Origin of the sequence: Rhodococcus sp. 14C212 (assembly GCF_011058195.1) — a bacterium.
In the GTDB taxonomy this organism is placed as follows: Bacteria; Actinomycetota; Actinomycetes; order Mycobacteriales; family Mycobacteriaceae; genus Rhodococcus; species Rhodococcus aetherivorans.
Genome location: NZ_JAALEH010000018.1, coordinates 71218 through 86594 on the forward strand (window position 1 = coordinate 71218; position 15377 = coordinate 86594).

13 protein-coding genes are annotated in these 15377 nt (G+C 66.3%); 12 read left to right on the plus strand and 1 reads right to left on the minus strand.

All coding sequences use genetic code 11. From position 1 onward, the window contains the following. The first annotated feature begins 9 nt into the window (after positions 1–9). The 12 genes from G6038_RS32065 to G6038_RS11265 all read left to right on the plus strand — a co-directional run bounded on the left by G6038_RS32065 (position 10) and on the right by G6038_RS11265 (position 14083). A complete protein-coding gene (locus tag G6038_RS32065; protein ID WP_346772794.1) occupies positions 10–2019 on the plus strand; it encodes a biotin carboxylase N-terminal domain-containing protein in 2010 nt (669 codons plus the stop codon). Then, positions 2016–3785, plus strand: a complete 1770-nt coding sequence (locus tag G6038_RS11215; RefSeq protein ID WP_165037725.1) for an acyclic terpene utilization AtuA family protein — start codon at positions 2016–2018, stop codon at positions 3783–3785. The genes G6038_RS32065 and G6038_RS11215 overlap by 4 nt, the downstream gene beginning before the upstream one ends. Further along, positions 3782–4948 (plus strand): acyl-CoA dehydrogenase family protein, encoded by a 1167-nt coding sequence (locus G6038_RS11220; RefSeq protein ID WP_165037726.1) that lies wholly within the window; start codon positions 3782–3784, stop codon positions 4946–4948. The genes G6038_RS11215 and G6038_RS11220 overlap by 4 nt, the downstream gene beginning before the upstream one ends. After that, a complete protein-coding gene (locus G6038_RS11225; RefSeq protein ID WP_240918428.1) occupies positions 4945–5730 on the plus strand; it encodes an enoyl-CoA hydratase-related protein in 786 nt (261 codons plus the stop codon). Before G6038_RS11220 ends, G6038_RS11225 begins: the two co-directional genes overlap by 4 nt. Positions 5731–5782: 52 nt before the next feature. Next, entirely contained in the window at positions 5783–7339 is a 1557-nt protein-coding gene (locus G6038_RS11230; protein WP_165037727.1) for a long-chain fatty acid--CoA ligase, read from the plus strand. 166 nt (positions 7340–7505) lie between these two features. Next, the gene (locus tag G6038_RS11235; RefSeq protein ID WP_202916715.1) at positions 7506–8201 is read left to right on the plus strand and encodes a TetR/AcrR family transcriptional regulator; all 696 of its coding nucleotides are present in this window, start codon (positions 7506–7508) and stop codon (positions 8199–8201) included. A gap of 80 nt (positions 8202–8281) precedes the next feature. After that, complete coding sequence (locus G6038_RS11240; protein ID WP_165037728.1) at positions 8282–9205, plus strand: LysR family transcriptional regulator; 924 nt, start codon at positions 8282–8284, stop codon at positions 9203–9205. A gap of 164 nt (positions 9206–9369) precedes the next feature. Beyond that, positions 9370–10215, plus strand: coding sequence for an SDR family oxidoreductase (locus G6038_RS11245; protein WP_165037729.1), 846 nt, complete (start codon positions 9370–9372; stop codon positions 10213–10215). Then, on the plus strand, positions 10212–11045 hold the full coding sequence (locus G6038_RS11250; RefSeq protein WP_206024566.1) for a TIGR03084 family metal-binding protein: 834 nt from the start codon (positions 10212–10214) through the stop codon (positions 11043–11045). The genes G6038_RS11245 and G6038_RS11250 overlap by 4 nt, the downstream gene beginning before the upstream one ends. Positions 11046–11405: 360 nt before the next feature. Next, the gene (locus G6038_RS11255; protein WP_161995355.1) at positions 11406–12146 is read left to right on the plus strand and encodes an SDR family NAD(P)-dependent oxidoreductase; all 741 of its coding nucleotides are present in this window, start codon (positions 11406–11408) and stop codon (positions 12144–12146) included. 388 nt (positions 12147–12534) lie between these two features. Next, complete coding sequence (locus G6038_RS11260) at positions 12535–12903, plus strand: EthD domain-containing protein (protein WP_165037730.1); 369 nt, start codon at positions 12535–12537, stop codon at positions 12901–12903. Between the two features lie 211 nt (positions 12904–13114). Next, on the plus strand, positions 13115–14083 hold the full coding sequence (locus tag G6038_RS11265; RefSeq protein ID WP_161995368.1) for a zinc-binding dehydrogenase: 969 nt from the start codon (positions 13115–13117) through the stop codon (positions 14081–14083). Positions 14084–14611: 528 nt separating this feature from the next. Here the strand turns inward: G6038_RS11265 and G6038_RS11270 are convergent. Continuing rightward, positions 14612–15133 (minus strand): hypothetical protein, encoded by a 522-nt coding sequence (locus G6038_RS11270; RefSeq protein ID WP_165037731.1) that lies wholly within the window; start codon positions 15131–15133, stop codon positions 14612–14614. Between the last annotated feature and the right edge of the window lie 244 nt (positions 15134–15377).

Here is a 15377-nt window from a genome sequence, read left to right on the forward strand (position 1 = left end):
AAAACAACCGTGAGCAGTAACCGCATCACCACCCTTCTCGTCGCCAACCGGGGGGAGATCGCACGACGGATCATCCGCAGCGCACGCGCCCTAGGAATTCGCACCGTCGCGGTGTACTCGGACCCGGACGCTCGGTCACCCCACGTCCTCGATGCCGATCTCGCGGTTGCCCTCGGTGGCACCGCAAGCGCGGACTCGTACCTGCGCGCCGACAAGATCATCGACGCCGCCCGTCGAGCGGGTGCCGATGCGATCCATCCCGGATACGGATTCCTGTCCGAAAACGCGGAGTTCGCCGAGTCCTGCCGCCGGGCCGACATCCTGTTCGTCGGCCCCTCACCGGAGTCGATGCGCAGCATGGGGCTGAAGGACCAGGCGAAGGCGATCGCGCGACGAGCCGGAGTTCCGGTGCTGCCGGATGCCGAGATCACCGGTGACGACCCCACAGCCTGGGCGGCGGCAGCCTGCGAGGTCGGCTTCCCACTGCTGGTGAAGGCCACCGCGGGCGGGGGCGGTAAGGGAATGCGCCGGGTCGACGATCTCGACACTCTCGTCGACGCCGTCGCCGGTGCCCGTCGGGAGGCCGCCAGCTCGTTCGGCAATGCGACGGTGTTCCTCGAGCGGTATCTGGACAAGGCGCGGCACATCGAGATCCAGGTGTTCGGGGACGCACACGGATCGGCGGTGCATCTCGGGGAACGTGAATGCTCCGTGCAGCGCCGGCACCAGAAGGTGCTCGAAGAGGCGCCGTCACCGGTCGTCGGGCCCGAGCTCCGGGAGAAGATGGGCGCGACCGCGGTATCTCTGGTCCGCGAACTCCGCTATCTCGGCGCCGGTACGGTCGAGTACCTGCTCGACGACCGCACGGGCGAGTTCTTCTTCCTCGAGATGAACACCCGTCTGCAGGTCGAACACCCGGTGACTGAGGAAGTCACGGGCCTGGATCTGGTGGCGCTGCAGCTGCGTGTCGCACAGGGTCAGGCCTTGGGGATCGAACAGGCGGACGTCGTTCCGCGCGGCCACGCGATCGAGGTCCGGCTCTACGCCGAGGATCCCGCCCGTGGTTTTCTGCCCACCCCGGGCCCGCTCCATCTGTTGGAGTACCCGGAGCGTCCGGGTCTGCGCTACGAGGTCGGTGTGTCCGCGCCCGGCGAGGTTTCGGCCTACTACGACCCGATGATGGCGAAGATCATCGCCCGTGCGGACAGCCGCGAGGAGGCGGCCGCCGCGCTCGCCTCGGCGCTGGATGCCACGCGAATCCACGGTCTGGTGACGAACCGCAGCTTCCTCGCGGCCCTGCTTCGTGACCCGGACTTCTTGTCCGGCGCAACGTGTACCGACTTCCTCGACCACCACCAGGACCTTCTCGATCCTGCTCCCGCCACCCCGACGGTGGTCCACCTGGCTGCCGGGCTGGCAGCATCGGTCTCTCGTCGGCGGGCCGCGAACCCGGCGACCGGGTTCGCCGCCCCCGGATTCCGGACGCTCGTCGCGGAGATGCTGACCTCCGCGGTGTGGCAGCCTTTCGGGCGAGAGCCCATCCCGGTGGCCTACCGCCTGGCCGCACCGTCCGGCGACACCGAACTCGTTCTCGACCTGGACGGCACCCGCCATCGCTTCGACCTGATCGATCTCGGTGCCGACACGGTCCGGGTGCGATTCGACGGCGTGGACTACCCGTGTGCCGTCGCGACCCATCGGGACGGCTCGATCTGGATCAACGATGCGACCAGCCAGTCCGGCTGGGTACCGGAACCGCGTCTGCCCGACCGCACCGTGCTGGCCGCGTCCGCGGCGGGCCCGGTCAGTGAGGTGCCCGGGACCGTCGTCGCCGTCCTCATTAGCGAGGGCGACACCGTCGCGGCAGGCCAGAAACTGGTCGTACTCGAAGCCATGAAGATGGAACACCCCGCGCTGGCCGGCGCCGACGGAGTGGTCCAGAAGATCAACGTGTCGGTCGGCCAGTACGTCGACGCGCAGACCGAACTGGTGACAATCGGCGCCGAGGGGGAAGCATGAACACGACACCGTTACGCATCGCCAACTGTTCCGGCTTCTTCGGTGACCGCTTGTCGGCAGCCCGCGAGATGATCGACGGCGGCCCGATCGACGTGCTCACCGGTGACTGGCTGGCCGAACTGACGATGGGACTGCTGGCCAAACAGCAACTCCGCAACCCCGGATCCGGCTATGCCCGCACCTTCGTCACCCAACTCGACGACGTGCTGGGCGACTGCCTCGACCGAGGAATCAAGATCGTGTCCAACGCCGGCGGACTCGATCCGCACGGCTGCGCCGCGCAGATCACCGCGATCGCCGAGCGACTCGGCCGCACCGTTCGAGTAGCCGTCGTCGACGGTGACGACGCCACCGAGCTGTTCGCACGGGAACGCGCCCGCGGCTGGGACGCTCCGCATCTGGACTCCGGTCAGGCCTTTCCCACTGACGTCGACCCGATCGTCGTCAACGCCTACCTGGGCGCCTGGGGAATCGTCGAGGCATTGCGGGCAGGGGCCGACGTGGTGATCACCGGCCGCGTCACCGACGCCGCCGTCATCGTCGGCCCCGCGGCATGGCACTTCGGCTGGGACCGAACGGACTGGGATGCGCTGGCCGGCGCGGTCGCCGCCGGCCACGTGATCGAGTGCGGTGCACAGGCCACCGGAGGCAACTATTCGTTCTTCACCGAGATCCCCGAGATGAGCGAGGTCGGATTTCCGATCGCCGAGATCTACCCGGACGGCTCCTCGGTCATCACCAAACACCCCGGAACCGGCGGTGCCGTCACGACCGAGACGGTCACGGCGCAGCTGCTGTACGAGATCGACGGCCCCCGCTACGCGAACCCCGACGTCGTCACCCGACTGGACACCGTGCACGTGGAATCGGTCGGTGCCGACCGGGTGCGCCTGTCCGGAGTCCGGGGAGAACCGGCCCCGGCGACCGTCAAGGTCGGTGCGGTGTTCTCCGGTGGATGGCGCAACGACACCACCTTCGTCCTGACCGGAACCCACATCGAGGACAAGGCCCGAGTCGTCCAGGATGCACTGTGGAAACGTATCCCGGAGGGCGAGAAGGCATTCGACAGCGTAACCGTGCGGCTGCTGCGTACCGATCGGCCCGACCCGGCCACGATGGAAGAGGCCGTCGCGCTGCTGACGATCACCGTCACGGGTACGGATCGCCAGCGAGTGAGTCGGTTCTCCCGAGCCGCCGTGGAGATCGGACTGGCCACCTATCCGGGCACGTACTTCACCGCCCCTCCGGGAACCGGCACCGAGTTCACCGTGTTCTGGCCCACCCTCATGCGGTCCGAGCTGTTCGACCAGCGCGTCACCCTCGGCGCGCGCACCTGGACCGTGCCCGGCGCCCCCGCGTCGGCGGAACTGCCCGACATCCACCCACCCACCCCGCCGAGCACGAAGACGTACCACGGACCGACACAGCGGCTGCCGCTCGGCGCGGTCCTGGGCGCACGTTCGGGCGACAAGGCCGGTAACGCCACCCTCGGCGTGTGGGCCCGCAACGACGAGGGCCACCCCTGGCTGCGCTCCTGGTGGAGCGAGGACACCGTGCGGGAGTTGCTGCCCGAAGCGGCAGGCTGCGAGCTGCGAATGTGGGAGCTTCCGCTTCTGCGCGCCTGCGGCGTGACCATCGTCGGGTTGCTCGGCCGGGGCGTGGCCGCCAATCCACACCTCGATTCCCAGGCGAAGGGCCTGGGGGAGTATCTGCGCGCCAAACACGTCGACATCCCGACCACCCTACTGCCCCTGGAGACCCGATGACCTCCGCGAACGAGCTCTGGTACACCGACGAGCGTCGCGCCCTCCGTGAGGCCGTGCGCGGCTTCACCCGTCGCGAAATCGCGCCGAACCTGCCGGCATGGGAGGAAGCCGGCGAATTACCCCGATCCCTGCACGAGAAGGCCGCCGAGCTCGGCCTGCTGGGATTCGATTTCCCCGAGAAGGCCGGCGGTGAGGGCGACTTCATCGATCTGATGGTCGCCAACGAGGAGATCATCCTCGCCGGCGGGAGCACAGGGGTTACCTCGGCACTGTTCTCCCATACCATCGGCGCGCCGCATATCGCGGCCGCCGGTGACCCGTGGCAACTCGACGAGTTCGTCCGTCCCGTCGTTGCCGGCACCAAGATTGCGTCTCTCGGCGTCACCGAGCCCGGCACCGGCTCGGACGTCGGCTCCATCACCACTCGCGCGGTGCGTGACGGCGACGAGTACGTGATCACCGGTGGAAAGACCTTCATCACCTCGGGAACCCGCGCGGACTTCGTCACGGTCGCCGCCCGCACCGGCGGCCCGGGCCATCGCGGGGTCTCGTTGCTGATCGTCGAGTCCGATCGCCCGGGCTTCACGGTCGCATCAAGGCTGAAGAAGATGGGGTGGCTGTGTTCGGACACCGCCGAACTCGTCTTCGACCAGGTGCGGGTGCCCGCCCGTAACCTCATCGGGCAGGAGAACACCGGCTTCCTCCAGATCATGCAGCGCTTCGAATCCGAGCGGCTCACGCTCGCAGTGCAGGCGGTGGCGACCGCAGAACGCTGCGTCGGCCTGGCGAAGGAGCACGCGACGGTCCGCACGACGTTCGGCGTGCCCCTGGCCGAACGGCAGGTGATCCGCCACAAGCTCGCGGAGATGCAGCGACAGACGATGGTGGCACGCACCTACGTCCGCGACGTGACCGCTCGGTGGGCGGCCGGTGAGGATGTCGGCGCGGAGGTCGCGATGGCGAAGAACACCGCGGTCGCTGCCTGTGACTTCGTGGTCGACGAGGCGGTACAGATCCACGGTGGCATGGGCTACATGCGTGAGACCGAGGTCGAGCGGCACTATCGTGACTCGCGCATCCTCGGTATCGGCGGGGGGACGAACGAGATCATGAACGAGATCATCGCCAAGCGGTTGCTGGGCGCACCCCGGGCGGACCGATGACGGCCGCCACGCCGATGAGCCGGCAAGAGCTGGTGCGCAGCGACGTCACCCGGGGCATCGCCACCGTGACGCTCGATTCCCCCCGCAACCGCAACGCGCTGTCCTCGCACCTGTGCTCGCAGATGCTCGCCCAGCTGACCGCGGCCCTGCAGGACGACGAGGTCCGTGTCGTCGTCGTAACCCACACCGGACCGGTGTTCTGCGCCGGCGCGGATCTGAAGGAGGACCCGCAACGCAAGGGTGCCGCTGCGCGGGACTTCTGCGCCGTCCTCGAGTTGTTGTGGACCTCCCCGAAGCCGGTGGTTGCCCGCCTCGCGGGCCCAGCACGCGCCGGCGGCACCGGTTTGGTCGCGGCATGTGATTTCGCCGTCGCGGTAGATACCGTCACCTTTGCCTTCACCGAGGTGCGGATCGGGGTCGTCCCGGCGGTCATCTCGGTGCCGCTGCGACACCGAGTCGTGCCGCATGCGCTTCATCGGCTGTTCCTGACCGGCGACACATTCGATGCTCATCACGCGGCGAGCATCGGCTTGCTCAGTGCGGTGGCGCCGCCCGACGCCCTCGAGGGCGAAATCGATCGCCTCGTCGAGATGCTGCTGATGAGCGCTCCGAGGGCATGGACCGGAACAAAGCAAGTTCTCCGGTCCGATATCCCGTCGATTGCCGACGAGCTGTCGACGATGCAGGACGTGTCGGCGAGGTACTTCCGGTCCGACGAGGCCAGAGAAGGAATGCGGTCATTCGCCGAGCGGCGCCGCCCGACATGGGCTCCGCACAGCTGAGCGGTCACCTCGCAGCGACGGGGCAGTGACACCAAGACCTAGGAGAGATGAAATGCAAGGCGGAATCGGGGACTGGATCGCACGGCGTGCACATCGCCGACCCAACGCGACCGCACTGATCGACGGCGAAAGCGGCCGGACGGTGCCGTACGTGGACCTCGAGCGTGACGTGGCCGCCACGGCGGCCTCACTGCACGAACTCGGAGTGCGCCGCGGGGACCGTGTCGCGATCTTGATGGAGAACTCCATCGAATTCGTGCGCGTGCTGTTCGCCGCGGCGAATCTCGGCGCCATCGTCGTCCCGGTCAACTTTCGGCTCAACGCCCGAGAAGTCCGGTACATTCTCGCCGACTCCGGCGCCCTCGTGCTCGCGGTGTCCGACAGATTCCGGGACCTTGCGACCGATGCCCTGGCCGAGGGCGGGCACGGTGTCCGGCGGATCCTCGTCGAAACCGCCGGCGCGCCGATCGGGGACTACCCTGTCTCAAGGCTCGACGAGTTGCTCACTGCGGCTCGGCGGGGTCCTGATCCGCTCGTTCGCGCCGAGGACACGTGCGTGATCATGTACACCTCCGGCACCACCGGCTCCCCCAAGGGCGCGATGCTCACGCACGGAAACATGCAGTGGAATGCGTTCAACATGGCCACGGTGGGCAGCGGGCTGTCGAGTTCGACGGCGACCATCGCGGTGGCGCCGATGTTCCACATCGGTGCGCTGGGCCTGTCCGTGCTGCCCATCCTCTACGCCGGCGGCACCGTGATCACGGTTCGCGCGTTCGATCCGCACCGGACCCTGGAGTTGATGCAGCGGTACCAGACCACGACCCAGTTCATGGTTCCGGCGATGTGGGCGGCGCTGTCGAAGGTGCCGGATTTCGACTCCCACGACGTCTCGTCGATGCAGTACGTGCTCTGCGGCGGCGCTCCGTGCCCGCTTCCGGTGATCGAGTTCTACCAGCAGCGCGGCTGGATGTTCCTGGAAGGGTTCGGGATGACCGAGGCTTCGCCGAACACGCTGTTGCTGGACGAGGAGTCGGTGGTCTCGCACGCCGGTTCGGTGGGCCGACCGTTCATGCACGTCGACGTACGTATCGTCGACAACGAGGATCACGATGTCGCGGTCGGTGAGGTCGGCGAACTGGTCCTGCGCGGACCGAACATCTTCGCCGGGTATTGGGGCCGACCGGTGGAGACAGCCGAAGCCACCCGGGGCGGCTGGTTCCACACCGGTGATCTCGGACGGGCCGACGCCGAAGGCTTCATCACCTTGGTGGACCGGAAGAAGGACATGATCATCTCCGGGGGAGAGAACGTCTACCCGATCGAGGTGGAACAGGTCCTCTACCGCCACCCCGCAGTCTCGGAAGTCGCCGTCATCGGCGTCCCGGACGAGAAGTGGGGGGAGACGGTCGTGGCGGTGGTGGTACCCGAGGGCGACGGCATCGACGAAGCAGAGCTGATCGACTACACACGCAACCGCATCGCACACTTCAAATGCCCGCGTCGGGTGGTGTTTGTCGAGGAATTGCCTTACACCGCAACGGGAAAGCTCCTCAAGCGCACACTGAGGGAGCAATTCACCGGTGTGGCTGCGACCGTGCACCGCTGACCCGTGAGAGATGATCGGCCGACCCATCGGATCGGTGTGCCACGTCAGACCGCTTCCGTCCTCGTGATTCGGCGGCGTCCACAGCCGGATGACTCGCGTGTCATATCATCGACGAACGGGCGTGGCCCCGGCGAGCGGCGGAGCCGTCCCGGAAAGGAGACAGGCAATGGCACAGCCCGTGCGAGCGGCATCTTCGGGCAGCGAGGGTGCGGCTGCGGCTGACAGCAAGGGCAACGGTGGCGGCGGCCAGCCGGTGCCGGTCCAGTCGCTGTCGGCGCGCGGCAAGAGAACCCGTGCCGCGCTCATCCAAGCGGCCCGGGACGCTTTCGAGGAGGTTGGCCTCAACGAGGCCCGGGTCGCCGACATCACACGGCGTGCGGAAGTCTCCTACGGCAGCTTCTACACCTACTTCGAGTCCAAGGAGGAGATCTTCCGGGAAGTGGTCAAGCAGGTGACCGGGGAGATGTTCGAGGCGTCTGCGGTCGGTGACGCGGCGGGCTCGAGCCCGCGGGACCGTTTGGCGGCGGCCAATCGGCGCTACCTGCAGGCATATGCGCGCAACGCCCGGATCATGGGGTTGATCGAGGAGGTCGCCCCCTACGACTCCTACTCACAGGAGCTGCTCAAAGGGATTCGCGGCCTGTTCCTGGGTCGGATCGAACACGGCGTGCGCCATCAACAGAAGGTGGGTCGGCTCGACCCGGAACTCGATCCGCAGGTCGTTGCCCGGCTCCTCGGCGGGATGATCGAGCAGGTGGCCCGGGCGTCGTTCATCCAGGGCGAGCCGTACGACGAGGATGTCGTCGTCCACACCCTGACCACTTTGTGGTCGAACGCGGTGGGATCCGTGTCCGACGAGTGACCGTTGGTCGAGCAGCAGGCGGCATCTGCCCGGAATTGTGATCTGTACCATATGAGCGGGGCGGGGTAGACGGAGGTGCGATGGACCTGCGACAGCTGCAGTACCTCGTTGCCGTCGCCGAGGAAGGTAGCGTGCGCCGGGCGGCCCGGCGTCTCTACATGGCGCAACCACCTCTGTCGCAAGCGTTGCTGCGGCTCGAACGCGACTTGGGTGTCGAACTCTTCACGCGGACCAGCAGGGGCGTGATTCTCACCGATGCCGGCCGAGAACTCGTCGGCCGGGCCCGCGAGATCCTGCACCAGGTCGAGGACGCCAGATTCGCGGTGCAGGCGACGGCCCCGGACGACAGCGCGACCTTGCGGATCGGGGCGGTGGCCGGACCGTTGTCCGCCGGCGAGCTCACCAGGCCCATCCTCGAGGCGTTCCGGGCGCTGCACCCCGATGTCACCGTCAGACTGCGGGACACCAGTTTCGCCGATCAGGTCGACCTGGTCGCGAGCGGAGTGATCGATGTGGCGCTCGTGCGTTGCCCCGTCGTGCACGACGACGTCGAGGTTATCCCGATTGCGGCGGAGCCACGGGCGCTCTTCGTGCGGAGCACACACGAATTGGCGTCCGAGCAAACTCTTTCCGTGGACGACGTCATCGAGTATCCGATGCTCGGCCTCGATGCGCCGGAGTGGTTCTCGAGTTTCTGGCAGTTGGACCCCGAACGCGGGCATTCCCTGGTCGATACGCAACTCCCACCGGTGTCGACGGTGCAGGGCATCCAGCTGGCGCTGGCAGCCGCCCCGCTTGTCGTGACCGGTTGTGCCACGATGGCGCGATTTGCCCCGTCGCCGTTGATTCGGGCCATCGAGTTGCCCGACGCGAGCCCGTCGATCATCGGGGTCGCGTACCGGCGCGGGGACACCAGACCGGTTGTTCGGTCCTTCCTCGAGGCGGCGGCGACGGCGGCCGCGGAGAACATCGCTCTGCTTCCGAACGCCACCAGCAGCGTCTGAGCCTCCGTCTGCGGGATGGACGCGGCGGGCGTCCAATCGTGGTCCTGCGGGACGCGGACACTTGACCATGTACTTGACATAGATGTCAAATAGATGTCGGTCCTGTGCAGGCACCTTCTGTGCGCTTCTGTGCGCTCCTTCGTCAATCGAAAGGTCTCGAACATATGCACCCTCGCAACGACCCGCCCTGGCTTCAGGGCGCAGGGATCGTCGTCACCGGCGCCGGTAACGGCATCGGACGCGCGCTCGCGCATCGATTGGCCCGCGCCGGAGCGCGGGTGGTCGTCAACGACCTCGACCCGCACGCATGCATGGTCGTCGCCGAGGAAGTCGGCGGATACGCCGTACCGGGCGATGCGGCAGCCGAAAGTGCCGTACACGATCTGGTCGTGCAGGCACGGCAGGCAATCGGCTCGATCGATGTCTTCTTCGCCAACGCAGGCATCGAGACAGGTGCGGACGATGCGGAACCTGCCTGGGATCGATCATGGAACGTGAACGTGATGGCCCACGTGCGCGCCTTGCGCGAACTCCTGCCCGAGTGGTTGGAGCAGGGGAAAGGACGCTTCGTCGTCACCGCATCGGCAGCAGGGCTGCTCACCATGCTCGGTTCCGGACCGTACTCGGTCACCAAACACGCAGCAGTCGCGCACGCCGAATGGGTCTCCGCCACCTACGGGGACCGCGGCATCACGGTCCAGTGCCTGTGCCCTCAAGGTGTGCGGACCCAGATGTTGCCTACCAACGAGGTCGGCGACGTCGTATTCGGCAAGGGCGTTCTCGAAGCCGACCAGGTTGCCGACGAGGTGCTGAACGCCCTCGGCGACGACCGCTTCTACATCCTCCCGCACCCCCAAGTGGCGCAGTACTACGCCACGCGCGCCACCGAACCCGATCGATGGCTGCAGGGCATGCGACGCCTTCAGCGAAAGATCGACAACGCGGCGTCTACTCGCGCTGCACAGCCCAACGCACCGATGACCGACGAAACGACAGGACCGAAATCGTGAGCACATTCGCGCACCTCATCGACGACCTTCACGCCGAGCAGGCGGCTCTCGACGACGTCGTGGCAGCCTTCGGCGACACAGAATGGACCCGTCTCACCCCTGCGGACGGATGGACGAGTCGGCATCAGATCGCTCACCTCGCCTTCTTCGACGCCGCAGCCGAGATGTCACTCACCGATCCCGAGGCGTTCGCCGAACAGCGACACCGAGCAGATCAGGACCCGGACGCCTACAGCATCGCGGTGCTCGAACCGCTGCTCGAGCTGTCTTCGGCACAACTTCTCGAAACGTGGCGACGGGGTCGCCGATCGCTGCTGCACGCGTTCCGTTCGGCCACGCCCGGCGCGCGTCACCCCTGGTACGGGCCTTCCATGAGCCTGGCGTCGATGGTCACCGCCCGGCTGATGGAGACCTGGGCGCACGGGCAGGACATCGCCGATACCGTCGGCGCCGTGCGGCCGGTGACGTCGCGGTTGGAGCACATCGCCCGGATCGCGTGCCTTGCGCTTCCTTTCAGCTTCGTCAATCGTGGCGTGCCGGTGCCGGCCACCGGCGTGCGCGTGTCCCTGTCCGTCGCCCCGGACCGGACATGGGAGTTCGGCGACGAGCACCTCGAGGATTCGGTCAGTGGACCGATCGAGGACTTCTGCCTGGTGCTGACCCGCCGGCGCCACGTCGCCGACACCGCCCTGGTCACCACCGGGCCGATTGCCAGGGCGTGGATGACGATCGGTCAGGCCTACGCGGGCCCCCCCGGGCACGGGCGGACGCCTGGTCAGTTCGTGGAGCAGACACCCCAGACCGGGACGGAACAGAGCACACGGGTCTGACCTCGGCCACGACGCGGGCCCACACCGCGAGCATGTCGGTCCTCGCGCATACCGTGTCCACGGTTCATAAGTCGTGATTCCCATGTCATGTCCGGATTATGGCTGTTCTTCTGCGGTGATATCGGATCAGTCTCACACGATCAAGCCAAATCACTGACATTCCTGTCATTTATGGGAGATGGTGATGTCGCTGACGCTGTAGACGTTCGGCGGTAGAGGCGCAACGAGCCCGAGACGTTCGAGCAGCCCACCCGGCGCGTCGGCACCAAGAGGCCTTGACCGGCTCAATCGATAATGTCAGGAGCAGACATGCCATCATTCGGAGTTCACACGCCCGAGTTCCCGTCGACCGGCTGCGCGGTGGTGTTCGGCGCCACCGGGGGAATCGGTGCCGCCACGGCGGGCTTGCTCGCCGAACGCGGCTGTGATGTCGTGCTGACCTACCGATCCCGAGAAGCGGACGCGGAGAAACTCGCCACATCGATTCGGGAGCTGGGACGCAACGCGACGGCGCTGTCCTGCGATGTGACCGATCGGGAGTCCGTGGCAGCTGTCGTGGACGCCGCGCTGGCCGAGCACGGGCGGATTCACACCGTGGTGTCGGCCGCCGGCCTGGTCTTCCGCACCCGGCCGTTGATCGAGTTCACCGACGACGAATTCGCCGGCGTAATCCAGACCGATGTTCTCGGCTTCTTCAATATCGCCAAGGCAACCGTGCCCGCGCTGCGAGCCGGAGGCGGTGGCTCGATCACCGCACTGATCACCACAGCGGTGGACCGCACGGTTCCCACGGACGCACTGTCCGCCACGCCCAAGGCGGCGGTCGCCATGATGATGCGGATGCTGGCCACCGAAGAAGCCGCCCACGGCATCCGGGCGAACGCGGTCGGCCCCGGCGTGGTCGAAGGTGGAATGGTTCCGCCGATGCGCGATGCCGACCAGGTCACGCGCGACCTTCTGGAGCTTGCCGTGGGACAGACGCCGTTGGCGCGCCTCGCGCTCCCCGAAGAAATCGCGGAGGCGATCGCTTTCCTGGCCTCCAGCAAGGCCTCATACATCACCGGGCAACGCCTGATGGTCGACGGGGGGCTCGCCACCTGAGCGACCCCGATCGTCTTGTGCAACGGGCACCCGTGATTGCGAGCGCACCGGCCACGAGCGACCGCATCAGCCGGATCCAGAGGTGCCCCTGAAGTTGTCAACTGTCCTGAGACAGAACGTATTCGAGGTGGATTCCTATCACTTGGGACAGTCCAGTGCGAGGGGACGGGCCGACGCCGGTTCGGGGGTACCAGGCCCGGACTCGAGCAGACGGAGCGCTCACTTCGAGTCGACAGCACGATCCGTGACAGCGGGTGATGGAGCTCCCTCCCGTACTGGCTCACTTCCCCTTGGGGATCCATCGGTGAATGGCGGGGCTGGTCAGGGCAAGAACAACACAGCTCGACCGAAGTTTTCCCACCGCTGCCGAATAGTGAATGGAGATGGCATGTTCAAGGCTTACGTCATGATCAAAAGGAAGCCAGGGACCACGCTCGAGGATTTCATCACCTACTACGAGAACAAGCATGCCCCCCTGGCTGTCAAAATGGTTCCGGGCTTGCGCAGATATGTTCGGCACTACTTGCGGAATTGGGAGAATGGCACCTACCGGTCGGACATGGAGGCGCCATACGATGTAGTCACAGAGATTTGGTTCGACGATCGTGCGGCTTTCGATGTCGGCATGGCACACCTGACTTCACCGGAAACAGCCGCCGTCATCGGCGCGGACGAAGAGAAGGTCTTCGATCGACAGTCGATCACCTTTCTAACTGTCGACGACGAACGGGAAACCGATCCCAGCGAATTCATCTGACGATCATCTGCGCAAAGACAGGTGTGCTTCCTCGCCCCAAGTCGGCGCGTACCGCGGCCATGGACGCGGCTGCGGTACGCCACCGCACCCCTCCACACCACCCCGACCGCCACCACACCGCCGCCGCATCGATCGATGGTTGTGGCACCGCGGGATCCGGACACATCCGCGACCACGTCACTTATGTCGCTCAACAAGAAAGAAGGCCACCATGAAAGCTTGGATGTTCAAAGGTCTCGGGTCTCCACTCGAGCTCGTCGATCTGCCGGACCCCACGCCGGCCCCCGGTGAAGTCGTGGTCGATCTCAAGGCCGCGGGCCTGTGCCACAGCGATGTCGGCATCACCGACGGCACCCTGACGGAAGTCCTCGGGTTCACTCCTATCATCCTGGGACATGAGGCCGCCGGCATCGTCTCTGCCGTCGGAAAGGGCGTGACCGATGCTGCGATCGGCGACCGCGTCGCGATCAGTGCCATGGGAGACGGACAGAGCGGCGTCATCGGCCAGAAGACGATCGGCATCGGACGCCACGGCGCGTACGCACAGAAGACGATCGCCCCGGCGAGCGAACTCATCCCCATCCCCGACGGGGTCCCGTTCGTCCAGGCCGCTGCAGCAACCGACGCAGGAATGACCTCATACCATGCGGTTTTCGTCCGCGGTGGTCTGCGTCCGGGCATGAAGGTCGGCATCATCGGCCTTGGTGGACTCGGCATGACCGGGGCTCGCATGGCAGTTCTCGGCGGTGCCGAAGTCTATGCCGCCGAGATCAATGCGGAAGTCCACGCCGCAGGCCTCGAGCGGGGCGTCAAGCAGGTCGTCAACGACGTCACGGAACTGGCCCCCTTCGGTCTCGACCTGATCGTGGACTTTGCAGGCTTCGGAACGACCACGGCCGGCGCCATCGAGGCGGTCCGACACGGCGGCCGGATCGTCCAGGTCGGAGTCGGTCGGCAGGAAGCAACGATCAACACGTATCTGCTGGCGATGAAGGACTTGGATCTGGTCGGTTCGGTGGGCGGCACCCCAGCGGACACCGTCGAAGTTATCAAGTTCATTGCTTCCGGCGGCCTGACGATCGCCACCAGGACGATCGGATTCCACGACATTCCTGCCGGCCTGGAAGAACTCGCCCGCGGGGTGAAAGGCCAGCGTCTGGTAGCTAGCATCGATGATTGACCCCGTAGATCGGGAGACCCCTGATCTGCAATGGCGCCAGAAGCCTCGGACAATCCGGAGTAACGATATACGCCTGCCTCCATAGAACGGTTCCGCGCTGCCATCTGAGCACCGCTGTCCTGGGTGCGCACCAGCAGGCACGACATGCGGACCACACGGGGATGCCCGATCGGCCGGATCGGGCATCCCCTCTGCATAGGTACCTTCGATGAGGGCTTCGACCTCGACTTTGATTTCGTTGCGGAGCGGGTGTATCGAATCGATGCCGCTGTCGCGGAGAAAGGGAAAAGCGCCCTCGAGCAGCCTACAGGGGCTGGCGGCGTCCATTTCGCGGCCCGCAGTCACCGCCTTCCGACCGACGACCTGTCAGCCGTCGGGGGAACCAGATCAACCCTGGCGGCTGGATCAACGCGGCTCTCATCACCACCACGCGACTTGAATATGTCGGCAGTGAGGAGTCAAACCTTTACTGGTGCCCTCCGGTTTTCTTGCGTCCGGTTTTCGCTTGCAGGCGGAACGGGGGAGGGGTTATTCGTTGATCAGCGTCGCGTATCTGGCGTAGTTGTCGCCTGCCTGAGCGGCGTGCCGTTCGGTCACTTGGTAGCTGTATCCGAGCATGGTGGCCACGACGGCTGGCGGGGTTCGGGTGACCAGGTGCCGCAGCGCGACGACGCGTGCCGCCTTCCGGTCTATCCCGAGGTCTCGGAGCTTGTGCAAGATCGTGTTCGCGCAGATGTGCTGACCGGCGCGGGTGCTGGGGAACAGCCATGGACTGTCGGTGGTTCCGGTGTTGAGGTTGAGCCTGTTGTTGCGTTGCTGGTGGAGCACGCTCGCGAAGGGCTCGGGCACAGGTGCGGGCGGTTCGCCCAGCTTGATGAGAGTGCACCCGGTTTCGGGATCGACGACCACGTCGTCGCACCGCAGGGCGGCGATGCGGACCAGGGGTTGCGCGTAGACGAGCAGGAGAATCGCCGCGACACGCGTGTTCAAGGTGACGTGGTCGTCGTCGAGGCAGCGGCGGATCAGCTCGAGGCGCTTCTCGTCGTCCATCGCCGGTTGTGTTCTGGCCCGGCGGTGCGGGAACTCGACAGTGTGGGGGAGATGCTTGTGCCGCACGGCCCACACGACGAAGGTCCGGGCGTGGTATCGGGTGGTCGGACCGGGGGCTGATGAGGCTCATCGAAAGTGCTCAACTGTGCCCGGTGGAAGTGCCCACCCGTGAGCAGGGTTCACTGTAGCGGTTGCCGGGTGCCGGTGGTGGCCTGCCGGAGCTTTTCGGCTCGGGCGTGGTGAT